Here is a 22,936-nt window from a genome sequence, read left to right as displayed (position 1 = left end):
CCCGGCGACTTCCGTCACCGGGATGGCCTTCAGCTGCGGTCTGCGACTACGGCAGCTGCGTGATGCGGTCGAGCGCGGGAGGCGCCTGGTTGGGGTGCGCCTCCAGGTACGCGGAGAACGCGTCCAGGTCGATGCCACCACCGGTGATGCTGGTGCCCTTGGTGAACTCGCTGAAGCCGTCACCGCCGCCCTGCAGGAAGCTGTTGATCGTCACGCGGTAGCTCGCGTTCGGGTCGAGCGGCACACCGTTGAGCGTGACGTTCGAGACCTTCGAGCCGAACGGCGCTGCCTTCGACCAGCTGTACTTCAGGCCGGAGGACGGCTGGAGCACGAACTGCCTGGCCGCGGTGAACTGCTGCTCCAGCACGGCCTGGATGTTCGCACCGGTCAACGTGACCGTCTGCAGGATGTTGCCGAACGGCTGGACGGTGAACATCTCGCCGTAGGTGACCACACCGTTGCCCTCGTTCACGGGCGAGCTGGCGTAGGTGAGGTCCGCACGCACACCACCGGGGTTCATCAGCGCGAGCACCGCGCCGTTGCCCTTGGTGGCGTCGAGCTGCGAGTCGGCGATCAGGTTGCCGAGCGGCGACTCGCCGGCGACGTTCTGCGCGCGGAGGATGTCCGCGCTGATCGTGCCGACCTCCTCGTTCGCGATGGGGGCCGACTTGGTCTTGGCCAGGTCGATGATCGCCTGGACGGCCGGGTCCGGCGTGACCGTGCGGGTGACGATCTTGTTGTCGGCCTTGGTCTCGCCGCGGATCACGTCGCGCGTCCGGCGGTCGATCTTCAGGTCGACGACGCTGAGCTCACGCCCGAAGGCCAGGCCCTCGATGAACGGCCGCGGGTTGCCGGCCGGGTCCTTCACCACGCAGTTGTAGTGCTGGTGGCTGTGGCCGGAGAAGACCGCGTCGATCTTCGGGCTCACCGACGTGGCGATGACGCTGCCGGGGTTGTTGGCGGCCACGTTGCACGCGTTGGGCCCGCCACCGGTCGACGTGACCTGGTCGCCCTGGTGCACGAGCAGCACGATCGACTTGATGCCGATGGCGTCGAGGAGGTTGGCGTACTTGTTGGCCGCCTTCACCTCGTCACCGAACTTGAGCTCCTTGATGCCGTTCGGGTCGACCAGGATCGGCACGTCCTTGAGCGGCATGCCGATGAAGCCGATCGGGATCCCGTCGCGGATCTCCACCCAGAACGGCGGCAGCGCCGGCAGCCCGTGCTTCGCGTCCGTGACGTTCGCACCGAGGATCGGGAACTTCGCGCCCTCGTACTTCTCGCTGAACTGACACCCGTCCACCGGGTGGCACCCGCCGCGCTGCATGCGCAGCAGCTCCTTGTACCCCTCGTCGAACTCGTGGTTGCCCGCCGCGGTCGTGTCCATGCCGACCTTGTTGAGCACCTCGATCGTCGGCTCGTCGTGGAAGAGCGCGGACACGATGGGGCTGGCCCCGATCAGGTCGCCCTGCCCGACGATGACGGAGTTCTTGACCTCCTTCTGGAGGTTCTTGATGTGCGTGGCGTTGAAAGCCGCGCCACCCGCGTCGACGGTCGTGCCGTCCGGCAGGATGACGCGCCCGGACGACCCGGTGGGCGGCTCGATGTTGCCGTGCAGGTCGTTGATGCCGATCAGGCGCACGTCAACCGTGCCCCGGCCGCGCAGTGACTGGACATCGGCCTGGGCAGGCCCGGTGGCGCTGATGACTGTGGCCGCGGCGGCGGTGATCGCCAGAACGGAAAGCCGTCTGAACGAACTCATGGATTGGAGCCTTTCCAAGGCGTGGTTAACGCGCGTGTACGGCCCGGGAGTCTGCCTTCCGGACGCCGCGTTTTCCAGAGGTGCGACAGGATCGTCATGCTCAGGCTTAGTCTTGTTCTCGTGACACCAAGTGAGCAGGAGCCGCACTGGCTCGACGAGGGCGAGATGCGCGCATGGCGCACCTACGTGAACGGTTCCTCCATGCTCATGGACCGCCTGCACCGAGAGCTGCAGGACACCCACGGAGTGTCACTGGCGGACTACGAGATCTTGGTCAGACTGTCGGAACAGCCCAACCGGTGCATGCGCATGACCCAACTCGCCGAGGACGTCGCCTCTTCGAAGTCACGCGTCTCCCACCAGGTCGCCCGCATGGAGAAGGCCGGGCTCGTGTCCCGCCGCGAGTGCACCGAGGACGGGCGGGGGGTGCTGGCCGAGTTGACTGCTGCGGGGATGGCGCAGTTGGTCGCGGCCGCCCCCACGCACCTGCGCGGGGTGCGGGAGCACATCGTGGATCTGCTGACGCCCGAGGAGGGGGAGGTGCTGGCCAAGGTGTTCGACCGGGTCACGACACACCTCCGGGAGTCGAACGGCTAGGCTTCTGCGTCGACACCTCGGTGTCTTGGGAAGCGTGGCAGAGCGGCCGAATGCACCCGCCTTGAAAGCGGGAGACGGGCAACCGTCCGGGGGTTCAAATCCCTCCGCTTCCGCAGTGTGACCAGCACAAACAGGGGTGGCTCATCAGTCGGTGAGCCACCCCTTTTGCGTCCAGTCTCATTTCCAGTCTCATTCGGGGGTCCAGAGGAAGCCGTTGAGCCTCCCCGCGACGTCCTGCCGCATGGACTCGGTGACGTGCATGTACCGCTCTGCCACCTTCGCGTTGGTCCAGCCCATGAACTCCTGCACGACGCGCTGCGGCACGTTCAGCAGCAGCAGGACCGTCGCAGCCGTGTGGCGTGCGTCGTGCAGGCGCGCGTCCCGCACATCCGCTTCCGCGAGCAGCGCTTTCCAGTCGTCGTGATCCGCACGCGGGTCGATCGGCTTCCCGTTGGGCTGCGTGAACATCCAGTCATCGCCCTGCCACTCCGAGCCCGCGGCTTCCCGTTCCTTGGCCTGCACCTCCTCGTGTGCGATCAGCAGGTCGAAGAGCTGATCGGGCAACGGCAACGCCCGCCTGCCCTTCTTCGACTTCACGTCCACTTCCACGATGCCGCCGATCCTCTTCGGGCAGTAGCGCGCATGCCCCGTACAACCTGGCGGGCACGGCACCGGGCACTTCTTGTGTTTCTTGCAGGACGTTTTGCACGGCTCGGTCTTGTGACGGGTCGCGACACATGCAACCGGATCGCTACACCCGTGCTTGTAGGTCTGGCGTTGACGCTGCTTTTTCACCGCGAGCACCTTCGTGCGCTTGTTCAAGCGCGACCAACGAAAGCCGATCGTCTCGCCCTTCCGGGTACCCAGCGCCAGAGCGAGGACGAATCGCACACCGTTTCGCGGCCTAGCCAGAGCAGCAGCCATCAGCGCTTGAACCTCGTCCGGCTCGAATGGCTCTACCTCTTCTTCGTCCAGTCGCGGTGCCTTCACGATGTCGAAGATGTTTTCCATAACGACTTTCCGACGACGACCCTCACGCCACGCCGTTCGCGCTGTGCGGTGCACCTGATGCACAGTGCCAGGCTTGAGCCCTTTCGCTCGCATATCTGCGTAGAGCCGTTCGAAGAACTCCGGTTCCACCTTGCGCATCCAGTTGTTGCCCAACGCGGGAATGAGGTGGTTGTAGACGGCGGTTTTGTAGCCCTCAAGGGTCTTGAACCGCACGCTCGGAGCAGCAATGTTTTCAACCCAGTGAGTAAGCCACTCGCTTACCCGCCAGCGCTTAACTCCAGCCTTCTGTATCTGCCCGCCGTCTCGCTGGTTCTCAAGCTGCCGCACAGCTTCGCGGCACTCGGTTTCGTCTCGCCGCATGATGTGGCGACGGTCAGGCGTTCCGTCGTCTTTCGTTCCGACCGTTACGCGACCGTGCCAGTACTCGTCTGCTCCGAGATAGACGGATGACGTGTTGTTGGCCTGCCGTGTGTTCTTGGTACGTGGCACGTTCGTCTCCTAGGCAGCGGCTTGGTTGGACTGGCCCGCGACCAGACGCGCGGCGTACTCATCAACTTCACTTGCTGCGATCCGTCGCAGGCGCCCAATTTGAACGGACTCGACTTCTTTCGTCCTGATCAGGCGATACATGGTGGTCCGTCCAACGCCGATGCGTGCCGCCGCTTCTTCGGGCGTTAGCAGCACGCGCTCGTGCGTCTTTTGCGCTGGCTCCGGTTGAGCTGCTGGAGCGGCGTCAAGAGGGCTACTGGTCAGCAATTCGGTCAGCCGCGCAATCAGGGCAGCCACTTCTACGGCGTTGTTGGTCATGGTTGAACCCGTTCTATGAGGTGGTGGTGTGCGGGTCCGAGCGGTGCGTGGTTGGCGGTTCGAGCCGTCCGGACGTCGTGTGAGGGGTTGGCGAACGTGGGTGTGCGGGGATCGGCGAAACAAACCCGGAAACCCGGTTACGCAGGCTGGCAGGGCTTTGACCTGCGGTGATATGGGCCGGGTTTGGCTCGGGGCTAAACCCGGTGCAAACCCGGCTCAAACCCGGCGGCGGGTCTAAACCCGGTCTGGCGGGGATGGTGGCCCTGCTAGCCGCAGCTAGATCAGGGCGGTCTGTTCGTCGGCGGCCGGCGTCTGGTCGTGGTCGGCCTTGTCGTGGTCGGGGTTGGTCTCGACCCAGAACACGAGGGAGTTGGCGCTCTTGTCATGGCGGCTGCGCAGGACGTGCGGGCCGTGCCAGCGTCCGATGTGGCCGGTGAGGAGTTTGCCCAGGCTCTTGGACGAGGGGATGCGGTCGCGGTCGTCGGTGAGGAACGTGCCGTCCCAGCGGTCCACGACCTGGTTCCCGATGACCTCGGGTTCGGCACTGTGGCACAGCACCCGTGCCCGGAGTGGGTTGTCGTCGTGCAGCTCGTGCCACTTCGCGAGGAACGCGGTCCAGGTGGTGTTCTCGTCGTCGGCCTCGCGCATCTCCGCGACGTTGTCGAGGAACCCGTCCACGCCGTGGTGGGCGAGGAACCCGCCGGCCGCGCCCGCCCAGGTCGTGAACTGACGCATGGTGTGGCCGGAACGCGGGGCTCCGGCGTTGATCCAGTCCATGACCAGGATGAGCAGGTGCCGCAGTACTGTGACGCGGTTAGCCGGCTTCTTGAGCCACTGGTCCAGGTGCGGGATGCCGAACCCGGTCTGGTCGCGCTGGTCGGGATGCGGATCGTTGGGATCTAGCCGCACCAGCGCGGTGCGGGTAGCCATGTCCCCGCCCAGCCGGATGTTGTTGCCCGTGGCCAGCCACAGCCGATCGTTGACCGCCTCGAACCCAGCGGAGTTCGAGCCAAGATTGCGGTCGTCCCACTTGGGTCCGGTGAGCAACTTGGCCAGCACCGCTGAGGACACCTCGGTCCCCTCCGCCAGGTTGTCCCACAGCATCACAGCGGCGGTGCTGTGCAGGGCGCTGGTGATGGACTTCTGTAGCTCGTCCTCGTCGTTCTTGCGCCACACCAGGTGCTTGAGTCCGTAGATGTAGCCGGGAATCTCCGCCAGCAGCGTCTTACCGCTCGACTGCGTGGTAGCCGAGATCAGCCCGAACGGAGTCAGGCACCCCAGGTACGGACGCAGGATCGGCGCGATCATGAGACCGATGTGGTTGGCCTTGTCCGCGTCGGCGACGAACGGGAAGTCACGCAGCAGCGTGCGCGTGACGAACTCCAGTGCCTCGGATACCTCCTGTGTGGACGGTTGGGCGGGGATGGGCGGCATGGCCACGGTGGGCGCGTAGTACAGGCCGGTGGCGGTGTCGTATCCGGCGGTCTGCAACAGGGTGCCGTCCGGGCGCAGCACCGGTGAGGTGACCACACCGACCAGCGGGCGGACGTCGGGCCAGTACCGCGACGACAGCACCGCGGACAGGGCGGCTTTGGTGGGGCTGGCCTCCACGTCCTCCCACTGCTCGGTGGCTTTGTTGAACTTGTTGCGGTAGACGAACGTGTGGTGCGCGAGCAGCCACGTGAGCGACGGTGCGGTGATCGGGTCGGCCTGCACGGGCAGCGCCCCGGCGTCGGCCTGGTGGGCGTGCTCGGCGGCGCTGGCGGCCTTGCCCGACACCCGCGCCAGGTGCACCAGCTGCCCGCCGGAGACGTAGACGTCGGGCAGCGCGCCCTGTCCCAGCGCGGTGGTCAGGACACGGATCGTCTCGGCTTCCCCGCCGATCTGGATGGCGGGACGGTCGGCGGGCGTGGCCTGGTCGCCGTTGCTGGTGTCGGGGCTGTGGTCGGCGGTGACGCTCATGTGCGGGTCCTCCTTTCCGTCGTGCCGCTGGTGTGGGTGTCGGGCGTGGTGGTGCTCATGCGGCGGTTCCCTTGGTGCGTTCTCGGTAGGCCGCTTGTCGGCACGCGTGCGAGCAGTGCCGGGGCCATCGGCCGGTGGCCGGCCGGTGAAGCGGTGCGCCGCAACGGCATGTGCGGGTCGTGACGCAACCGGTGAGCGCGTGGCCGTCGAGCTCACCGGTTGCGTCATCGGGTGACGTTTGTGGCTCGAAGGTGCGTGACGTTTCCGTCCTGGACGCTTGCGTCACACACCTTCGAGCCGCTTGCGTCACCTGCTGGCGTGCGTGGCCGATGAGCTGAACGCCGATCCACGCCGTGTAGGCGGGCGGGATGGCTTGGGTCAGATCGGACCACGGCATCCAGTCGATACCCATCGCCTGGCGGGCCACCTCGGTGTGCACGGGTGAGGTCTGCCAGCGCGGCCGGCCGTACACCGGAACCGCGGGCACTCCCCTGTCGTGGTGGCACGGGGTGCCGTGCAGGTCCAGGTTCGACTCGAACAGCCGGTGCCGTTGCACGCCCAGTCGCAGCGTCTCGCCGCAGATGGTGATGGGGTCCTGCATCGGTGCGCCGGGCACGTTTTCGATGACGTAGCCCCAGATTTCGCCGCGTGCGACGGCCTCACGCAGCCGCAGACGCGTCGGGCCGAGCAGGTCTTGATGGTTGGCCCGGCGGGCGCGCGGGGTGGCTCTGCAGAACTTCTGGCACGGCGGGGATGCCGTGACGACGTCGTAGCCGGACAGGTCCACGGTGAGGGCGTCGGCCTGGATGAACGGGAACGGGTAGTGCGGCTGGGGGTCGATGTCGACGCCGGTCACGTCGAACCCGGCGGCGTGGTACCCGGCGGACGCACCGCCCGCACGGCAGAACAGGTCGAGCAGACGCGGACGGCTCATGCGGCACTCCGGATGTCGGGAACGGCAAGCGGCCGGCCGAATCCGGACGCGAGGACGTAGCGGATCTCTGCGGCCGGGAGTCCGGCGTGACGGGCGGCCTCGGCCAGCGCGGTTTCCACGGTGGTGCGGTCGATCCATCCGGCCAGGGCCATACCGGCCAGGCGGGTGGTCGAGCGGAACAGCTTGCGGTTGCGGCCGGTGTCGGGCTCCATCTCCGCCAGCTCCGCGCACGCCGACCGCAACGCGCTGGCGGCGTAGCGGGCCGGGCCGGTCTGTGCGTCGAGCACGGGCACGGGCGCGGCTGGCCTTGCGTCCGGGGCGGCGGTGCGGTCGTGGCCGGTGCGGGTGAGGGCGTCGGCAAGCCACGGGTCGAGCGGCCGGGGAGTGGTGGTGGTCGAGCTGCGCCGGTAAAGGCCGGCCTTGCTGGTGGAGCCGGGAAGCACGACGTACCCGCCGTAGGCCTTGATGTCGATCTGCCAGCCTAGGCCGGTGCGCACGGTGTCGTCACCAGGGCGCGGTTTGCCGTGGCTTCCTTTCCACCGCAACGCTTCGGCCTCGTAGAGCAGGTGCAGGCCACCTGAGGGGGTGTCGGTGGTGAAGGTGTCGGTGCCGACCGTGCCACCGGACAGCGCGGCGAGGGTGGCGTAGGTGTCGAGCCCATCGGCCGGCGGCGGTTCGTCGGCGGGCCAGGGCAGGCCGTTGAGTGGCTGGTGTGGTGGCGGGTCGGGGCGGGTGTCGAGGTCGACCGCCAGCAGCCCGGACACTCCCAGGTGGACGGCCCAGACGCTGGTGTGCCAGCGCTGCGCCCACCGGCGGATCACCTCGGGGTCGGTGGTCGCGGCCCACACGGCGTGGCACAGCGCACCGTCTCCGCGTGCCAGGCACGGGCAGGTCTGCGGGGTGTGGTCGGGTTTGTTGTCGGCGCGGCAGCCCACGCACCCGCCCAGCGGGCGTTTGGTGCCGTAGTTGAGGGGCAGGACGTGCCAGCCGCGGTGCACCGCCAGCCACAGCGCGGCATCGGCGGCGGTCTGAACAGTCCGATTCGTGGTCATGATCGCGGGTCCCTTTCAGCCGTGCTGTGGTTGGGGTGCAACGGGAGCGGGGCACGACCTGGCGTGGCCGTGCCCCGCGTGCGGGTGGTGGGTCAGCTGGTCAGCTGCGGCGGCGGGTCGCCGTCCAGCCGCTGCGCCGTGGTGTCCAGGCGGGTGGCTCGTGCGCGGACGATGTGGGCGGGCAGCACCGTGGCGGTGACGTACACGCGGCCCAGCACCGACGCGCCCCGGTTGGGGTAGAAGCCGCTGACCTCTTGGACGTCGAACCCGAGCGCGAGTGCTTGCGCTGCGGTGTCGACCTCGTCACGGGTGCCTTCCAATCGGATTCTCATGCCTGCTCTCCCTGCGGGTCAGAGGTGTTGGCCGGCGCGCAGCAAGGGCAGCGGGTCACCGCCAGCTCGATCACCAGCTCGAATCGAGGGCAGTTCGCGAAGTGCGTCTGAGCGCCGCAGTCCTCCGCCAGCGAGCATCGCGGCTGCTGGTCCGATGTGGACATGTGTTCTCCGTTCGTGTGGTGCGCTGCGGAAAGGTCGCCGCAGCTCAAGGGCAGGCCCTGCTAACCGCGCGGGGTAGTAGGGCCTGCCGGTGAGCCGGGCGGCTGGAGGGTGCCGAGACGGTGCCGGGTTTGGGCCGGGTTTGCGGGTTTGGCGTTCCCGGGCCGGGTTTGGCGCTCCCGTAAACCCGGTCAGCGTTTGCGCAGTTCAGAGCTTGTCTGGTGGTGCGGGACCGGGTTTACGGGTTTGTTTTCGACTCTGAAGAGGGGGGTTGTTGTAGTTAGGCGTGCGCCGCGTTCGACAGCGCGCACCAGGTGCACATGACCTGGTCCGGATTGATCCGGCCGCCGCAGGTCGGGCAGGTCGCGACGAACCGCACCAGTGCGCGGATCGGCCGGCGGTTCGAGCGCTGGCCGGTGAGCGGGTGCGCGGCCACGGGTCACCGGCCCCGGTTCGCGCTCTCGCACGCCTGGCACCTGGGTTTGCTCGACAACCACGCGAACCACACGGTCTCCGGCTTGGGGATCGTGATCCCGCACAGGGTCTTGGCTTTGCCGTTCCACATCGATCGGGACGCCTCGATGTGAAGGATGTCGTCGCTCATCAGAACCTCGTTCCTGTCACTGTGGGTGACTACGTGTGGGTGTGCGGGAGCGATACAGGGAGGCGGAACCACCCTGTGCGGGACCCTGTTTTCCGGGGTTTTCGCTGGTCGGAGCCGTGCACCTCCCTGACTCCCTGGATCAGCGTTGATGCTGCTCAGGGCAGGGAGACAGGGGCAGGGAGGCGGGTAGGGAGTTCTCCCTGTGCGGTGCGTGACTCCCTGATCTTGAAGCGGGGGCTCCCTGCCCTACTCCTCTTCGTTTTCGTCACGCTGTGCGACTGCTTCGTGGACTGCGGCGGTGCGGACGCTCATGACGCCGTCGCTCTTGTAGGGGGTGATGCCGGCGGCGGTGAGCCTGCTGGTGAGGTCGCCTGCGCTCATGCCCTCGTAGGTGCCGGGGTGCAGTTCGCGTAGCCGCTGGCGGATGACCTCGGTGCGTACGCGGGTCTCGGTGCCCATGACGGCGGTGAGGTCGGCGAGGAAGTCCCGCTCCGGTTCGGTCTCGCCGGTGCTGGTGGTGACCGGGGAGCGCAGGGCCTTGGCCCGGTCGGCGATCGCCGTGGCGGCCTCACCGTCGATGAAGTTGGTGCGCACGGTGATGGAGGGCTGGCCGGTGGGCAGCTGCACGCCGTCACCGGTGATGACCAGCGTTCCCTTGTCCAGGCCCTGGCGCAGCTTGTGCGGTGCCGCTCCGGCGTTGACTGCCTTGTCTCCCAACGCCATCTTCGATTCCGACTCGGTACCGAGCACGAGCGAGCCGCGGATGTGCGCACCCTCGCGCACGAGCTTGGGCAGGTTCTCATCGGTCGGGTTCTGCGTGCCCTGCCACAGCACCACGTTCACCGCGCGGCCCTGGTTGTGGATCTTCCGGGCGGCCATGAAGTACCGCGACGTGGCCTTTTTCCCGCCGTAGGGGCGCTTGTCGTCGCCGACCACGGGCGACATGAACGCCTGCTGTGCCTCGTCCACGATGAGGATCAGCGGGTGGAACCCCTCACCAGAGCGGGCCAGGTCGCGGGTCACGCCGTTCTTGTGCACCTCCGGGTCGACGGCGGCCAGGCGGCGTTCCATCTCCGCCACACCGTCCTCCACCATGTGCGTCGCGGCGATGACGTGCTCATCGGCAGGACCGGCGATCATCACCGTGGCCAGGCCGGTGAACATGTGCCAGTCACCGATGCCCTTGAGATCGGCGATGCGGAACTCGACCGTGCGGTCCAGTGCCAGCCACAGCGCCAGCGATCGCAGCGCGGCGGTCTTGCCCTGATTGGACAGACCCGTGAGCAGCAAATGCCGCTGCATCAACGAAATCGCGACCAGATCACCGCGCAGGTCTTGGCCCCACGGGGCGCGGCCGGTGTAGTAGTCCGCGGTCATCGTGTCGTCCAGGACCAGCGGAGACGGGCCGATCGGCTCATCGAGCGCGCCGGGGTCGGCGATCCACAGCCGCACGGTGCGCGCGGCCTGCGGCACGGTGATGAACACCTCGTGCTCATGGCGGTTGAGGTTCTCCGCCAGCCGCAGATGCTTGTCCATCACCTCCTTTGTGGACACACCCGAGGGGAGCGAGACCTCCAGCTCGACACCGCATCCGGCGATGACGATCGGCGAGAGCATGCCCGCTCCGGCGTCGTCCATGTCGTTGATGGCCTTGCGCAGCTCCTTGATGCCCAGGTCACGCAGGGCCTTGACGACGATCGAGGGGGTGATCGGCGGGGCGTCGTCGCGGGCCTGGCGGGCGGATGCGAGCCAGGTCGGGACCTCGGTGGTGCGGCCGATGTTCCACAGCACCCCTAGGCCCACGGCGGGCACGATGACGGCGACCGGCACGAACAGCACCGACGCCAGCCACACCAGCCACGCGATCGCGTCGATCACCGCACGGATAGGGCCGATGACCTGCGCGAACTCGCCGGTGGAGACGGCCAGGATGATCCCGAGGATCAGCAGCAGCACCGTCACGGTGACCAGGCTGATAGCCGTGGCGCGGGCGATCTGCACGGGCGCGTGCATGAGGGCCTGGTGGCGGCGGTGACGGCGCTCCCGCTCGGCCTCCTTGCGTGCCTCCCACTCCGCGACGCGGGCGAAGTCGCCGGCCAACTCGGCCTGACGCATCATCCGCTCGTAACGGGAAGAGGTCTGCGACTCCCACACCCGCTTACTGACCTTGTAGGCACCGGCCGGGACGTAGAGCAGCACGTTGCGCCCGATCGCCTTGGCGACCACGCGGGTGCGCTCCTCGCGCGACCACCGCACGGCCGCGGTGCCGCCCCGCCGCACCGCCACGGCGGCGGCCGTGGCCTTGGCGCGGGCCTGCTCGGCCAAGCGCCGATCGAGCGCGGCGGACTGCTCCGGCGTCATCAACTCGCCGTCGAGCGCCTCGTCCTGCTCGACCGCGCCACCCTGCCCTGCGGGCAGCGCGAGCGGGCTCGGGTGGTGCGCGGAGAAGTCGTACACCCGCGCGCCGGACTCGTCTGCGGGCTCACCGTCGCGGTCGGTCTGGGTGTTGTCGAGGGTGGTCATGCTGTCACCTCCTGGCGGCCGTCGTCGGGGCCGTCGTCGTGGGTCGCGGCCTGCCACACGGCGGCTGCGTAGGTGGCGCGGATGCGCAGGAACTTGCGCACCGCGTCCTTGCTCGGCTCGGCCGGAAGACGGCCGGAGTCGATCGCCGCGCGGACACGGGCGACGTAGCCGCCGAACTTGTCGGCGATCTCCGCCGGGACCTCCACGGCCGGGGTGGCGGCGGGCGTTTGCCCTCTTCCCGAGGGGTGTGAGGTCTTCCCAGCCGCGGTGACGTCCGGGGCCGGAAGGGCGGCGAGGTAGGCGGTCACTTCGTCGGCCAGGCCCTCGCGCAGCTCGTCTCCGGGCTGGTCGACGGGAAGGCCGGGAACGGTCGCGGAACTCAGGCGCGGGCGACCGAAGCCGCCGCGCAGGGTGAAGGTGCCGGGCCGGTAGAGCAGGGTGGCGGTGCCGTCCGGGGCGACCTGCGCGGCGGCCTGGCGCACGGCGGCGCGGCGCACCCTGTGCAGCCGCTTGTCCGCGTCACGGTCGACCTTCGCGGCGGCCCGCTCCGCGCGGGTGCGGCGGGTGCGGCGCGGGTTGGCGTGCACGAGCTGGTGGACCACGACACCGCCGACCGACACCAGCGCCATGACCACGCCGTGCCCGATACCGCCGCCGGGCACGTCCAGGCCGTGGGTGAAGTTCAGGGCGGCGGCCACAGCGGCGAACACCCACGTGCCGGTCTTGAGCCAACCGGTGGGGCGGTCGACGCGGGCAGCGATCGCAACGGCGAACGCGAACACCCACATCGCGCCCTCACTGAACAGGGGCAGCAGCACACCGGGGCCACCGAAGATGCTGTGCCCGTAGTCGGCCATCGCCTTCCAGGCCAGCACCGCCGGAACCAGGATCACCGGCAGGAACATCAGGTCCAAGACGTGATCCCGGATCCAGCCGGTCAGCTTCTTGAGCGTGGCGGCGCGGTCGGCGCGGGCCTTGTCGGCGGCGGCCTGGCGCAGCTGCGCGTCGGCGGCCTTGTCGGCGCGGCGCTGCTCGAACACCATGCGCTGGTTCTCGCGTGCCTGCTCGGCGGCGGCCACGCGGTCAGCGCGGCGAGTGTCGGCCCAGTTGCTCATGCCATTGCCTCCCAACGGTTACGGCGCGCACGGCGGCGCGGGTTGAACGGGCTGAACGCGAGACCGGAGCGGGTCCGCAGGGAAAGGCCGGCGTTGCCCGGCAGGTACAGCAGCAGGCACGCCGCGAGCAGTGCGGGCACCGCGAACACAGCGGCCTGGATGAGGGGCTGGTCGGCGAAACCGGTCACCAGCAGCCACTGTGTGGCGGCGATACCGGCGGTGAGCATGAGCAGCTTCCACAGCAGCACCGCGGCGGCGAACGCCAGGCCGGAGCCCAGCAGCAACAGCAGCATCGGCTCATCGGTCATCGCGCCGCTCCGTTCGTGCGGGCGGCGCGGGCGTCGGCGGAGTACTTCGCGGCCAGCACGCACGCGTCGTCGTGCTCGGGGTGCGAGCGGTCGCGGGTGATCAGGGCCAGCATCGTGACGCCGTGGGCGAACCAGGCGGCGACCTCATCCGGCGTCGCGGTCATGGACGGGCAGTCCTGCGACATCGCGGTGACAACAGCGCGCAGCGACACCCTCGTCGGCGCGAGAGTCCTTGTGGTGGAGGGCATGACACATGGGGTCCTGTCTGTGAGGTGATGCGCGAACCACGGCGGGCGGTGCGTGCGGGGCGGTTCGAGCCGCCCGCCAAGGGGGTTGGTGTGGACGGTTACCGGCACGCGGCGTAGAGCTGGCAGTTGTAGTTGCTGCATACCGCGCCGTCGCTCTGGCGCAGCTTCCTGCCGCAGTGCTTGCCGCCTCGGCCGGTCGGCGCGGGGCAGTGGGTGGCGCTGGACTTGGTTCCGGCGTTCTTGATCCCGAACATGGGCATGCCTTTCTCGGTGTGGTGAACGGGGTGAGGTGGTGGCGGGGCCTGGTCCGGCGGTGCGTGGTTGGCGGTTCGAGCCGCCGGACCAGACAGAGCGAAGGCGTTGCGGGAGCGGGGAAAGCGCTACAACCCGCGCTATTCCTTGCCCCACTTGCCGCACTCCAGGCACCGGACATCGTCGCCCTTGTGCCTGTTCAGGAAGTGGCGGGTCTTTCCGCAGTGGCGACAGGTGTAAGAGGAGTCGTCCTGCGTGGTCTTCGAGCTCTTTTGGCCGAACATTGGGTCTGCCTCTCGCGGTGTGGCGGGGCGTGAGGGCCAGGGCGGTTCGAGACGCCCGCCTGGCGGGTGTCGAGAGCGGGTCAGCAGCAGCCGTCGAGGCGGGCCAGAGCCGCGGTGAACAGCGGCAGGTGCGCGGCGTAGAGCTGCCCGCCGGCGTCGGTGACGGCGCTGGTCAGGGTGTCGAGGTCGGTGAAGGGGAACCAGGCGGCGGCCAGGGCGTCATCGGCGCCGGTGGCGAGCACGGTGTGGTCGAGCTGGTAGAGGGCGGCCACGGTGCAGATCCAGGCGTGATCGGAGTTGCGCGGGTCGTCGACGTAGCCGGTGAACAGCACCGTCGGGGTATGGCCGGCGAGGTTGACGCCGGTCTCCTCGCGCAGCTCCCGCACCAGCGCGGCCGGGGCGGTCTCGCCGGGGTCGACCATGCCGCCGGGGATGGCCCACTGGCGGGTGTCGCTGCGCTGGATCAGCAGCACGTAGCGCTCACCGTCGCGGTCGAGGTCACCGGCCACCACGATCGGATCTGCGGCGCAGTTCTCGCCCCACTTGCCCAGGTTGCGGCCGGTCTTGCCGGTGCGGCCGGTCGGGTTGAGCGGCCACCGCCAGGCGTCGAACGTGAACGGCACCAGCGCCATCGCCGCGCGGGCGGGCCAGTCGCGCACGTCCTCCGGGGTCACAGCGGGCTCGGCCCAGCCCTCGGCGACGCTGGCGGGCAGGCCCTTGCGGGTCAACTCGGCCGGGGTGATGTCCACCGGGGCGTAGTAGGGCCACGGCGCTGACCACGGCCGCAGGTCCTCGGGGACCTGGATACCGGCGGGCGTGTGCTTGTTCTTGGGCATGACGAACAACCCCTTCCAGGGGTGAGGTGAGTGGGTGTGGGTGTGCGTGCGCGGGGCGGGTGCGGGACACTGACGCGGCCCGCGCCCGGTTCTGGCTGACCGTGTGTGTGGTGGTGCAACCTGGTCCGGCGGTGCGTGCTTGGCGGTTCGAGCCGCCGGACCAGGGCAACGCGCGGAGAGTGCCGGGCTACTGCCGGTCGCCGTCGACGTACACGGCACCGTTGGTGTCGCACTTGACGGTCTTGCCGTCCTTGGTCTCGTGCGTCTCGTTGTAGGAACCGAAGTCGCTGTCCCAGCTGAACTTGCCGCAGACGGAACACTTCTTCTCGGTGAGTGCCATGGTCGTTTCTCCTTCTGTGTCAGGACTTCTGCTCGTTCGCGTAGGTGGGCGGGCAGCGGTATTCGTAGGTGCCGGCGTGGACCCAGACCGGGTCACCGAAACCGGGATCGACCTGCACCGTGGGCAGGTCACAGCCCTGCGGGCACGCCTTCACGGTGTGCGGCAGGGCGCGGACGAACGCGGCCGTCATCGCCGCTCACCGGCCCTGCACGGCGCGGGGTCCGCGGACCTTGCCGTTAACGGTCGAGGTGGACACCTCGATGCTCATGCCGGGTGCGATCGGAGTGACGCGGATGTCTCCGGAGACCGTGGCCACCGACACCCGCACGCCCTCGTGCACCGCCAGCACCGCGACATCACCGGACACAGTGGACACCTCCGCGCGGGTGCCCACCTCCAGCTCCACATCACCGGACGTCGAGGTCACCTGCACCTGGGAGGCGGCGTCCACCACGACGTCACCGGAGATCGTGGACGCGAGCACCGTGAGCGCCTTGCCCACGTGCAAGCCACCCGAGAGCGTGTGGAAGTCCACGGTGTCCAGGGACTTCTCACCGAAACTGCCCGTGTCCAGATCCGCCGACACCGTCCGCGCGGTGACGCTGGACTGCTCGGGCACCAGCACGTTGACCCGCACCCCGCCACCGCCCAGCACCCCACCGGCCACGATCGCACCGGAGACGTTGAGGCCACCGCCGCAGACCACGCGGCCGTTGACGATGGTCATGCCCACAACGTTGCTGCCCACGCTCACGTGACCGAAGTTCTGCGTCACGGTCATGCCGCCGCGCGAGGTCACCACCGTGCTGCCACCCGCACCGGCCGGGGTAGGCGGCACGATCACCAGCAGGACCCCGTCGGCGAACTCGACCGTGGCACGGGCGATGAGGTCGGCGGCGACCTCGTCACCGGCGATCATCGGCGACAGCGTCACCCGCGCCTGCTCGACTCCCGCACCGTGCTGGACGAACACGTGACCGTGCTCGACCTTCACCGACGCCCGTACCGGACCGGACACCTCGAAAGACTCAGAACGCATGACGAACACACCTCTCATCAGGGCGAAACCGAAGGGGGACAACAACGTGCAGATGGCGTGACGTTTCCGTCCTGGACAGTTGCGTCACGGGGACTCGAGCCGCTTGCGTCACTCAGGCGGCGGTGCCCGTGGCTGCGGCGTCTGCCTCGAAACACGGCCAGCACTGCCGGGTGCTGGTGGGCAGCACGTAGAGCGGGTCACGCCCACAGCTGCGGCAGATGCGACGCGCGAGGTTGGCTTTGGCCAGTGCCGTGTGTTTGGCCGGCGTCATCGGCCGCACCGGCACCGCCGTGGCGATGAGGTAGAGGCTGGCCAGCCACTGGGCCTTGGAATGGTTGTGACGGCCGTAGAGCACCGCCACCGGGTCAGCCCCGCCAGGGCGCAGGCCCAGCGCACGCAGCTGGCGGCGAGTGGCCAGCACATCGCGGGGTGCGCAGCCGTGCGAGAGCAGCGGCAACCCCTCGTGAGTGCCGCGAGTGAACTGCTGGGCGTTCGACCACGACACCGTGGCCAGCACCCACGGGTACCGGCGGGCCACGGTCACAACACCGCCGTCAGCAGCGCGGCCACCAGCAACCACAACCAGTGCCAGGCCTGATCGAGCGCGTACGCGCCCGTGCCCAGGCTCGGATTGTCATCACGACCCGTGCGGGGTGCGCCCAGCACGTAGAACGAGGTGTGCCCGGTCAGGCGGGCCAGGGCGGCCAGGGTGAAGCGGCGATCCGCCCAGTAGTGGGTGAGCGCGGACACCAGCTGCCCGACCACGAACGCGGCCGGGTTGATGTTCAGGTCGAGTACCAGCCACAACAGGGCCACGACTGTGGCGGTCACCGCGGTGTAGGACGCGACGTGCGCCGCACATGCCTGGCGGCCGGCCTTTCCACGCTGTCCCTTGCGCGCGGCCTGGTGAGTGGTCTGACCCCAGTGATCGGCCACGTTGTGCGCCACCAGCAGAGCGGGCAGCACCACCGCGAACGTCACCGCCGACGCGCTCACACCGCCACCGCGACCGGCGCAGCAGCCTGGTTCGTCGCGGCCCAGAACGCATCGGAGCGGATCTGCGCCTGGTTCCAGCGCTGCCAGGCCAGCCGCGTGCGTTCCACCGCGTCGTGGTGCAGGGCCTTCACGTGGTGCAGCGCGGCGCGGTAGTCGGCTCGGGTCGGGTGCTCCCGCACCAGCTGACTGATGGAAGCGGCCCGTGCGGCGAGCCGGATCATCGCCTTGCGGGCCACCAGGTAGCCCCCGCACGCCCGCTCTTCGGCCTGGCGGAAAGCGGCGAGCGGGACAGAGAAGTTCTTGACCTCGGACATGGTGGAATCCTTTACTTTTGCAAACATCTGAGGGAAGCGCCTACCTGCGGAAACAGGCCGTCTCCGCAGTAGGGCTGTAGACCGTTGGGTCCCGGAACCTCATCGGCCGGCTAAGGCGCGAACGATGAGGAACCGGCACACAAGAACGGGCTTGAGTGCTCTCAAGGGGTCAGCCTCGGCCGTGGATCTCCCGGCATTGGCGTCCAATGCCACACGTCCTCGCTCACTACGCAGAAGCTGCGCAGGTCATCGCGGGCTAGCGCCAGGCCGTGAGGCCCGACGTGCTGCCAGGGGTGCGGGTTTTGCTGACCCTGTTCAGTTGTCAAAGAGCGAGACCTGCGGCGGCGGTGTCCGACGTGAAGTCCGGCCCTGCGCGTCGTGTCATTGAGTTGCGCCGCCCCGCTCCCCCGATGTGATCCGGGTCGCGTTGGCGACAAGACAGAAGCTAACAGTTGATATGTGACCTGGTCAACAGTTAGGCAAAACTGGACCATAACTGGCCTTCTACCTGCGGAAACGCTGGTAGGTCGACTGTTATGGCACTGGTAGGCTGCACGTCGTTACCGACGGCTGGAGGCCAGATGACAGGCGAAGGACCACGCATCGCACGTAAGGAGTCACTCCGCCAGCAGGTGGCGCGCAACATCCGCAACCAGATAGCCGCAGGCGTGCTGCGTGACGGCCAAGCGCTCCCGTCGACGCGCGAGTTGGCCCAGCAATGGGAGGTCAGCGTCTTCACGATCAGTGAAGCGATGCAGGACCTCATTGACGAGGGCGTTGTGGTGAGCAAGTCCCGCGCCGGGCGATTCGTCCACGCACCCGACCAGGCTTTCCATCGTGAAGTGCGCACGGCTGCACCACGCGTGGTCTTGATCGGCGGTTATGCGGGAAGCGGAAAGACAGAGCTTGGCCGCATCATTGCGCGTGAGACTGGCTGGCCGATGCTTGATAAGGACACGCTCACTCGCCCGGTTGTCGAGGCGGCGCTAGAGCTTCTGGACCTGTCTCCGAATGATCGTGAATCTGAAGAATATCTGACTAACGTTCGGCCCCGTGAATACGAAGCGCTCATGAACGCCATGAGCGAAAACGTTCAGTGCGGAAACAGCGCCATTGTTACCGCTCCATTCATCAAGGAATTTAAAGATCCAGCTTGGCTGAATCGAATTCAGGCAAGCTGTGACGCCATGGGGGCAGCGGTAAGCGTAGTGTGGGTCTACTGTGACGCATCCACCATGAACACGTATATCCGCCACCGTGGTGCGGCGCGCGATACGTCCAAGCTGGAGAACTGGAGCGCATATCTACAGGCCATTGATGTGGAATTTCGTCCTCCAGTACCACACGTCGTAATGGACAACAGTGCTTCCGGAGTACCGCTTCAAGCGCAGGCAAGGAAGCTGGTCGCGGACATTACCGGGAAAGAATAGAAATGCAAGGCATCATCTTGTACGGACCCCCAGCCGCCGGAAAGGACACTGTCACGCACGCACTGTCATCGATAGATGAGCGGTATAAGATTTTCAAACGCCTGAAGGTAGGCCCAGGGAGAATCGACGGCTACCGAATCTCAACGAGCCAACACGTGGAGCGATTGAGAAGTTCCGGCGATATCATATGGGAGAATCGACGTTACGAGTCGCTATACGTGATCGACCGACCGTCACTTGAAAGTGATTTGAGCAGACATTTTCCTGTCGTTCACGCGGGACAACTGGAGGCAATCAAGGCGATCGTGGATTCTGTCGATGCTGATTGGCTCATTGTCTATCTCTGGTGCTCTCGCAGAGTCGCGGAGAGAAGGATTATCGAGCGAGGTACGGGTGATGTAGAGGCCCGACTCCAAGCTTGGGATGAGACAGCTCCGATGGTCGACGCTGACCTGTCTATCGACACGGCAGTCATGCAGCCGAGTGAGGCAGCCGCACTGATCGACCGCGCGGCGCGATCGATGTGAAGAGGCGCGCCAGCAAGCTTCCGCGCGGGCCAGGAACCGCAGACCTGGAGAACCGCCACGGTGCAGTGGACCCCCAGCAGCTCCATCGGCTACGTCCGTCGCGTCCACAACAGTCAGAGAGCAGCGCTTCAACCTCAGGACCCCTGTGGCCGGCCTTGGTCGTCACAGGGGTCTTTTCGCGCTCTCGAACCGACTCGTTCAACTGTCCAAAGTGGAGTAACCCAGTCTCAGGCCCAGTCTCATTCATGCCCGTTCAACGCGGTACAACTAGGTTCGCGCGAAGGTCGTGACCAGGCAAAAGTACCTGCGCGAACACGCATGAACGGCCGTGCCACTCCCTTGAAAGCGGGAGACGGGCAACCGTCCGGGGGTTCAAATCCCTCCGCTTCCGCAGTTCAGAGGGGTTGTGAAGGTTGTCGAGAGCCTTCACAACCCCTCTGGTGTAGCAACGGGTGTAGCAACGCCCTCAGCTGGTCGATCATCGCTGCGGGGCACAAGCGGAGGCCAGACTGACCATGACCGACCCCGAATACGATGTCTGTCTCTCATTTGCAGACGAGCAGCGAGCGTATGTTGATGAGGTAGCCAGACTGCTCAGACAGAACAAGATAAAGGTATTTTATGACCGGTATGAGCAGGTCAACTTGTGGGGCAAGGATCTGTACGAGCACCTTGATTCGGTATATCGAGAGCAGGCTCGGTACTGCATTATCTTCGCATCAGAGCAATATGCAGAGAAGGTGTGGACATCACATGAAAGAAAGAGCGCCCAATCGCGAGCACTAATCGAGAACGCGGAGTACATTCTCCCCACGCGCTTTGATGACACGGAAATTCCTGGCCTTCGACCCACCGTCGGCTACATCGATCTTCGCACCACCACACCAGAGCAGCTAGCCAAGATGTTTGAGGAGAAGCTGACTGGATCCCAGTCGGCCACACCAGAAGCTCTTGCGCCAGCTAACTACTCACTAGCCCCAGTATCTGATATCGAGCAAGCCGCACTTCTCTCACTCCGACCTACCGCCTGGGAGTATATTCTCTTTGCCGGAGTGATTTCTCGCGGCAAGATCAAGCTCCAACCTAAACTCAGAGACCACAGAATCAGGTACGCCAGGAGGGTCCGCAAAATATCCGACAAAGTCGAAGCAGTCGACTACATGGCTGACCGCATGGACGGCGCTCTCGGAATCGCAGAAGACTTTATGAAGATCTTCTCCGTCGAAGCTCAAGAGTGGGCATTCGGTCCGCGAGGAGAACCCGGAAACTCCGACAACATTATCCATCTCGGGAATCGATTCACAGACTCCTACGAGGATTTCCTCGACTGGTCCGCTGACCTGCGCGGCACTAGCGTGGACGACGAGCTAAAGGAACTTTATGAACTCGGCGCCCGTTTTATGGATCAACCCATTCAACAGGTAGGCGATTTCATTGACTTCTATGTTTCTCAACTCGCGGATGTAACAGCGAAGGCAGCTAGCGAAGAGGGCGAAGTCGGGGTTCAGATCGATTTCGTTTTGAGTATCGATGAAGCAGTTTCCGGACAGTATGCAACAGAGCGCGAACGCATCATGAGAAGCCTTGGGTTTCAGTAGTCACCTTCGGGCCGTCCATCAAGCTTTTCAGTTAGCCTCGTCAACGCCTCCCCGCTTATCCTCAAGGGAGACAGCGGCGTAAATCATCATCGTCACTTCGATGTTCGAATGGCCGACGATGTCCCGGACGATGTGCGGCGGAACACCAAGCCTGAGCAGCAGCGTCACGCACGAATGCCGGATGTCGTGGAAGCGCACCTCATCGAGGCCGGCGCGCTTCCGGATCGGGTGCCAGCTCGACCGGAGGTAGGTCGGATCGATCGGCCCGCCGAGGATCGTCGTGAAGATCAGCCCCGACTCCTCCCACCTGTCCCCCGCAGCCTCCGCTTCGTCGTCCTGAAGGTCCCAGTGATCGACGAGCGCCCAGGCGACGAGCACTCTGACTGAGTGGGAAAAATATGAACAGCGCCTTAGATAACTGCTCCGTCTGATGGCTGGATCGCGCTCCCCTTGGCTCGAACGGTCGAGCGGTACACCGCGAGCGGAACGATCGAGAATCCTGGGTGCTGCGGAACATCAGCCAATCCCTGGTGGCCAACAAACTGCATGAAGTAATTGACCAAGCTGGCGAACTTTGATCGATTGATCGTGTTGCCCTCTTCTAGAATACTGATCGTCCCGACTTGGTCTGCGTAAGCTGCCTCGGAATATGTTCCAATCGACCCGACCATCGTCCAGGTTTGCCGAGCGGTACCGTAACGCGAAAAAAGGACTTCTGGATCCGACTCTAGATACTTACGTCCCTCCTGAAGGCGTGCAGTGATCGCCATATCATCTGAGCGCGGAGTTAGCATGAGGTGAATCCCAGGCGCAAAAACTCCGCGTGATAGCTTTACCATCGATCGAAGCATCGCCGCGTCTATACCCAGCATAGCCGGGTCAAAATCCTCGATTTCAGATTCGAGTGAATTTGGATTCGGAGTCTGATCATCTTTACCAGTTCGCTTTTTCTGCTGACCTTGTCGGGGTTTCGCCTTGCCTTGACTGGGCTCGTCGACAGGATTGCTGAATTTGTTCATTGCAACCAGCGCATCTGAAGCGGCTGCAAGGCCGCTAAATACGCGTGCAACAAATCGCGCATCAAAGATTACGCCGGGACATGTAATTCGTACGATCGTTCCTGGGGGATGCTCGTCTGGCAAGGTTGAGTAGTCGGTATCATGCGACTGGAGAGTATCGGAAAGATCATTTAGCCATCCGTCACTTTCCAAGATCTCCTCTAGTGCACCAAAAAGAGAGTCCGCCATAGATCTATTTGTGTATTCTTCCGAAGACCAATCCCCCGTTGATCCTGCTATCGCTTTCATTCCTAGCGACAGTTGCTTTGCGCGCTTTTCTGTCAATCTCGATTCTTCCGGTATCCCCTCCATCAACTGCCCGGCTAGTGAGCGAATTCGGTCAATGTCAGCGTAGAGGTACTCACGCAGATACATGACCATGGCGCCCCCTCCCAAAGTTTGATCAATAAATAGGCGAACGATTGTACTGCCGAACTTGGCTCTAGGGGATCAAGGCGCGCCGCCGTCGGCGGCGCGCACGGGGCCTGTCACGTTGACACCGGCTCCCCATCCATCCCGGCACGCCGGGCTCCCGCTTCGCTCCGCCCGTCGGCCGTGCGGCGCGGCCGGCGTCCATCGCGGCGGCACGCCACCGACGGCGACGCGCAGGAGCCCCGAGCACCCAGGCGTCAGGACGATCGCGCGATCCAAGACCCGACCGAGCCGGGCACGGCGATCGACGCCCGCCAACGCTCCGCGTCATCGGCCACCGGACACGCCAAAGCCGCCCCACCGTGGACCAGCGGGACGGGACAGCTACCAGGTGAGCCACCAGGACGAGGTGTAACGACGGATGTAGCAACGGTCCGGGACGGGTTGGGACGGGACAGCACCCCTGACCAGGC

General features: G+C 66.1%; 26 protein-coding genes and 1 tRNA gene. 6 read left to right on the top strand and 21 right to left on the bottom strand.

The genetic code is table 11. From position 1 onward, the window contains the following. Positions 1-46 precede the first annotated feature (46 nt). On the bottom strand, positions 47-1,762 hold the full coding sequence (locus IE307_RS27920) for a bifunctional metallophosphatase/5'-nucleotidase (RefSeq protein WP_191302345.1): 1,716 nt from the start codon (positions 1,760-1,762) through the stop codon (positions 47-49). A gap of 165 nt (positions 1,763-1,927) precedes the next feature. On the opposite strand from IE307_RS27920, the gene IE307_RS27915 reads away from it, so the two are divergent. Continuing rightward, a complete protein-coding gene (locus IE307_RS27915) occupies positions 1,928-2,359 on the top strand; it encodes a MarR family winged helix-turn-helix transcriptional regulator (RefSeq protein ID WP_373306045.1) in 432 nt (143 codons plus the stop codon). A gap of 28 nt (positions 2,360-2,387) precedes the next feature. Continuing rightward, a tRNA-Ser gene (locus tag IE307_RS27910) sits at positions 2,388-2,472 on the top strand. Between the two features lie 76 nt (positions 2,473-2,548). Here the strand turns inward: IE307_RS27910 and IE307_RS27905 are convergent. From IE307_RS27905 to IE307_RS27880, 6 genes are all read right to left on the bottom strand, one after another. Then, positions 2,549-3,859, bottom strand: a complete 1,311-nt coding sequence (locus tag IE307_RS27905) for a tyrosine-type recombinase/integrase (protein WP_229905123.1) — start codon at positions 3,857-3,859, stop codon at positions 2,549-2,551. Between the two features lie 9 nt (positions 3,860-3,868). After that, positions 3,869-4,177, bottom strand: a complete 309-nt coding sequence (locus IE307_RS27900; RefSeq protein ID WP_191302343.1) for a helix-turn-helix domain-containing protein — start codon at positions 4,175-4,177, stop codon at positions 3,869-3,871. Between the two features lie 276 nt (positions 4,178-4,453). Next, on the bottom strand, positions 4,454-6,139 hold the full coding sequence (locus IE307_RS27895; RefSeq protein ID WP_191302342.1) for a hypothetical protein: 1,686 nt from the start codon (positions 6,137-6,139) through the stop codon (positions 4,454-4,456). Positions 6,140-6,194: 55 nt separating this feature from the next. Next, positions 6,195-7,073 (bottom strand): DNA cytosine methyltransferase, encoded by an 879-nt coding sequence (locus IE307_RS27890; protein ID WP_191302341.1) that lies wholly within the window; start codon positions 7,071-7,073, stop codon positions 6,195-6,197. Continuing rightward, the gene (locus IE307_RS27885; RefSeq protein ID WP_191302340.1) at positions 7,070-8,125 is read right to left on the bottom strand and encodes a bifunctional DNA primase/polymerase; all 1,056 of its coding nucleotides are present in this window, start codon (positions 8,123-8,125) and stop codon (positions 7,070-7,072) included. Before IE307_RS27885 ends, IE307_RS27890 begins: the two co-directional genes overlap by 4 nt. Before the next feature lie 92 nt (positions 8,126-8,217). Further along, positions 8,218-8,457, bottom strand: a complete 240-nt coding sequence (locus tag IE307_RS27880) for a hypothetical protein (RefSeq protein ID WP_191302339.1) — start codon at positions 8,455-8,457, stop codon at positions 8,218-8,220. Positions 8,458-8,939: 482 nt separating this feature from the next. Here IE307_RS27880 and IE307_RS27875 point away from each other — a divergent pair, with 482 nt between their 5' ends. Next, complete coding sequence (locus tag IE307_RS27875) at positions 8,940-9,206, top strand: hypothetical protein (protein WP_191302338.1); 267 nt, start codon at positions 8,940-8,942, stop codon at positions 9,204-9,206. A gap of 263 nt (positions 9,207-9,469) precedes the next feature. On the opposite strand, the gene IE307_RS27870 is transcribed toward IE307_RS27875, so the two are convergent. From IE307_RS27870 to IE307_RS27815, 12 genes are all read right to left on the bottom strand, one after another. After that, a complete protein-coding gene (locus IE307_RS27870) occupies positions 9,470-11,746 on the bottom strand; it encodes an ATP-binding protein (RefSeq protein ID WP_191302337.1) in 2,277 nt (758 codons plus the stop codon). Continuing rightward, positions 11,743-12,861 carry a DUF2637 domain-containing protein gene (locus IE307_RS27865; protein WP_191302336.1) on the bottom strand — a complete coding sequence of 373 codons (1,119 nt, stop codon included), beginning with the start codon at positions 12,859-12,861 and terminating at the stop codon, positions 11,743-11,745. The genes IE307_RS27870 and IE307_RS27865 overlap by 4 nt, the downstream gene beginning before the upstream one ends. Beyond that, complete coding sequence (locus IE307_RS27860) at positions 12,858-13,169, bottom strand: hypothetical protein (RefSeq protein WP_191302335.1); 312 nt, start codon at positions 13,167-13,169, stop codon at positions 12,858-12,860. Before IE307_RS27860 ends, IE307_RS27865 begins: the two co-directional genes overlap by 4 nt. Continuing rightward, entirely contained in the window at positions 13,166-13,417 is a 252-nt protein-coding gene (locus IE307_RS27855) for a hypothetical protein (RefSeq protein ID WP_191302334.1), read from the bottom strand. Before IE307_RS27855 ends, IE307_RS27860 begins: the two co-directional genes overlap by 4 nt. Before the next feature lie 98 nt (positions 13,418-13,515). Next, a complete protein-coding gene (locus tag IE307_RS27850) occupies positions 13,516-13,677 on the bottom strand; it encodes a hypothetical protein (RefSeq protein ID WP_191302333.1) in 162 nt (53 codons plus the stop codon). Positions 13,678-14,033: 356 nt separating this feature from the next. Continuing rightward, the gene (locus IE307_RS27845; protein ID WP_191302332.1) at positions 14,034-14,789 is read right to left on the bottom strand and encodes an NUDIX domain-containing protein; all 756 of its coding nucleotides are present in this window, start codon (positions 14,787-14,789) and stop codon (positions 14,034-14,036) included. Between the two features lie 187 nt (positions 14,790-14,976). Continuing rightward, on the bottom strand, positions 14,977-15,129 hold the full coding sequence (locus tag IE307_RS27840; RefSeq protein ID WP_191302331.1) for a hypothetical protein: 153 nt from the start codon (positions 15,127-15,129) through the stop codon (positions 14,977-14,979). A 19-nt stretch (positions 15,130-15,148) separates the two neighbouring features. Continuing rightward, the gene (locus IE307_RS27835; protein WP_191302330.1) at positions 15,149-15,319 is read right to left on the bottom strand and encodes a hypothetical protein; all 171 of its coding nucleotides are present in this window, start codon (positions 15,317-15,319) and stop codon (positions 15,149-15,151) included. Between the two features lie 6 nt (positions 15,320-15,325). Beyond that, positions 15,326-16,168: a DUF4097 family beta strand repeat-containing protein gene (locus IE307_RS27830; protein WP_191302329.1), complete on the bottom strand. Its 843-nt coding sequence runs from the start codon at positions 16,166-16,168 to the stop codon at positions 15,326-15,328. Positions 16,169-16,280: 112 nt separating this feature from the next. Further along, complete coding sequence (locus IE307_RS27825; protein WP_229905122.1) at positions 16,281-16,685, bottom strand: RRQRL motif-containing zinc-binding protein; 405 nt, start codon at positions 16,683-16,685, stop codon at positions 16,281-16,283. A gap of 23 nt (positions 16,686-16,708) precedes the next feature. After that, the gene (locus IE307_RS27820; protein ID WP_191302328.1) at positions 16,709-17,164 is read right to left on the bottom strand and encodes a DUF3307 domain-containing protein; all 456 of its coding nucleotides are present in this window, start codon (positions 17,162-17,164) and stop codon (positions 16,709-16,711) included. After that, positions 17,161-17,478 (bottom strand): hypothetical protein, encoded by a 318-nt coding sequence (locus tag IE307_RS27815; RefSeq protein ID WP_191302327.1) that lies wholly within the window; start codon positions 17,476-17,478, stop codon positions 17,161-17,163. The genes IE307_RS27820 and IE307_RS27815 overlap by 4 nt, the downstream gene beginning before the upstream one ends. Positions 17,479-18,059: 581 nt before the next feature. Between IE307_RS27815 and IE307_RS27810 the strand changes: the two genes are divergently transcribed. The 3 genes from IE307_RS27810 to IE307_RS27800 all read left to right on the top strand — a co-directional run bounded on the left by IE307_RS27810 (position 18,060) and on the right by IE307_RS27800 (position 21,033). Then, entirely contained in the window at positions 18,060-18,908 is an 849-nt protein-coding gene (locus IE307_RS27810) for a GntR family transcriptional regulator (protein WP_191302326.1), read from the top strand. 155 nt (positions 18,909-19,063) lie between these two features. Beyond that, positions 19,064-19,435 (top strand): hypothetical protein, encoded by a 372-nt coding sequence (locus IE307_RS27805; protein ID WP_229905121.1) that lies wholly within the window; start codon positions 19,064-19,066, stop codon positions 19,433-19,435. 515 nt (positions 19,436-19,950) lie between these two features. Continuing rightward, the gene (locus IE307_RS27800; protein WP_191302324.1) at positions 19,951-21,033 is read left to right on the top strand and encodes a toll/interleukin-1 receptor domain-containing protein; all 1,083 of its coding nucleotides are present in this window, start codon (positions 19,951-19,953) and stop codon (positions 21,031-21,033) included. Between the two features lie 27 nt (positions 21,034-21,060). On the opposite strand, the gene IE307_RS27795 is transcribed toward IE307_RS27800, so the two are convergent. Both IE307_RS27795 and IE307_RS27790 read right to left on the bottom strand, forming a co-directional pair. Further along, entirely contained in the window at positions 21,061-21,411 is a 351-nt protein-coding gene (locus tag IE307_RS27795) for a tyrosine-type recombinase/integrase (protein WP_229905120.1), read from the bottom strand. Between the two features lie 32 nt (positions 21,412-21,443). Beyond that, entirely contained in the window at positions 21,444-22,472 is a 1,029-nt protein-coding gene (locus IE307_RS27790; RefSeq protein ID WP_191302323.1) for a DUF6414 family protein, read from the bottom strand. Positions 22,473-22,936: the final 464 nt, after the last annotated feature.

Origin of the sequence: Lentzea cavernae (genome assembly GCF_014653695.1) — a bacterium.
In the GTDB taxonomy this organism is placed as follows: domain Bacteria; phylum Actinomycetota; class Actinomycetes; order Mycobacteriales; family Pseudonocardiaceae; genus Lentzea; species Lentzea cavernae.
The sequence above is the reverse complement of the archived record's forward strand: the minus strand, read 5'-3'. Positions and strand labels throughout refer to the sequence as shown.

What these genes read in the sequence shown, in the direction of transcription:
- IE307_RS27835 (WP_191302330.1), bottom strand. Translation starts at nt 15,319, where the DNA reads ATGACGGCCGCGTTCGTCCGCGCCCTGCCGCACACCGTGAAGGCGTGC.
- IE307_RS27800 (WP_191302324.1), top strand. Translation starts at nt 19,951, where the DNA reads ATGACCGACCCCGAATACGATGTCTGTCTCTCATTTGCAGACGAGCAG.
- IE307_RS27850 (WP_191302333.1), bottom strand. Translation starts at nt 13,677, where the DNA reads ATGCCCATGTTCGGGATCAAGAACGCCGGAACCAAGTCCAGCGCCACC.
- IE307_RS27815 (WP_191302327.1), bottom strand. Translation starts at nt 17,478, where the DNA reads ATGTCCGAGGTCAAGAACTTCTCTGTCCCGCTCGCCGCTTTCCGCCAG.
- IE307_RS27900 (WP_191302343.1), bottom strand. Translation starts at nt 4,177, where the DNA reads ATGACCAACAACGCCGTAGAAGTGGCTGCCCTGATTGCGCGGCTGACC.
- IE307_RS27860 (WP_191302335.1), bottom strand. Translation starts at nt 13,169, where the DNA reads ATGACCGATGAGCCGATGCTGCTGTTGCTGCTGGGCTCCGGCCTGGCG.
- IE307_RS27865 (WP_191302336.1), bottom strand. Translation starts at nt 12,861, where the DNA reads ATGAGCAACTGGGCCGACACTCGCCGCGCTGACCGCGTGGCCGCCGCC.
- IE307_RS27855 (WP_191302334.1), bottom strand. Translation starts at nt 13,417, where the DNA reads ATGCCCTCCACCACAAGGACTCTCGCGCCGACGAGGGTGTCGCTGCGC.
- IE307_RS27880 (WP_191302339.1), bottom strand. Translation starts at nt 8,457, where the DNA reads ATGAGAATCCGATTGGAAGGCACCCGTGACGAGGTCGACACCGCAGCG.
- IE307_RS27920 (WP_191302345.1), bottom strand. Translation starts at nt 1,762, where the DNA reads ATGAGTTCGTTCAGACGGCTTTCCGTTCTGGCGATCACCGCCGCCGCG.
- IE307_RS27790 (WP_191302323.1), bottom strand. Translation starts at nt 22,472, where the DNA reads ATGGTCATGTATCTGCGTGAGTACCTCTACGCTGACATTGACCGAATT.
- IE307_RS27810 (WP_191302326.1), top strand. Translation starts at nt 18,060, where the DNA reads ATGACAGGCGAAGGACCACGCATCGCACGTAAGGAGTCACTCCGCCAG.
- IE307_RS27840 (WP_191302331.1), bottom strand. Translation starts at nt 15,129, where the DNA reads ATGGCACTCACCGAGAAGAAGTGTTCCGTCTGCGGCAAGTTCAGCTGG.
- IE307_RS27915 (WP_373306045.1), top strand. Translation starts at nt 1,928, where the DNA reads ATGCGCGCATGGCGCACCTACGTGAACGGTTCCTCCATGCTCATGGAC.
- IE307_RS27890 (WP_191302341.1), bottom strand. Translation starts at nt 7,073, where the DNA reads ATGAGCCGTCCGCGTCTGCTCGACCTGTTCTGCCGTGCGGGCGGTGCG.
- IE307_RS27830 (WP_191302329.1), bottom strand. Translation starts at nt 16,168, where the DNA reads ATGCGTTCTGAGTCTTTCGAGGTGTCCGGTCCGGTACGGGCGTCGGTG.
- IE307_RS27895 (WP_191302342.1), bottom strand. Translation starts at nt 6,139, where the DNA reads ATGAGCGTCACCGCCGACCACAGCCCCGACACCAGCAACGGCGACCAG.
- IE307_RS27845 (WP_191302332.1), bottom strand. Translation starts at nt 14,789, where the DNA reads ATGCCCAAGAACAAGCACACGCCCGCCGGTATCCAGGTCCCCGAGGAC.
- IE307_RS27870 (WP_191302337.1), bottom strand. Translation starts at nt 11,746, where the DNA reads ATGACCACCCTCGACAACACCCAGACCGACCGCGACGGTGAGCCCGCA.
- IE307_RS27875 (WP_191302338.1), top strand. Translation starts at nt 8,940, where the DNA reads ATGACCTGGTCCGGATTGATCCGGCCGCCGCAGGTCGGGCAGGTCGCG.
- IE307_RS27885 (WP_191302340.1), bottom strand. Translation starts at nt 8,125, where the DNA reads ATGACCACGAATCGGACTGTTCAGACCGCCGCCGATGCCGCGCTGTGG.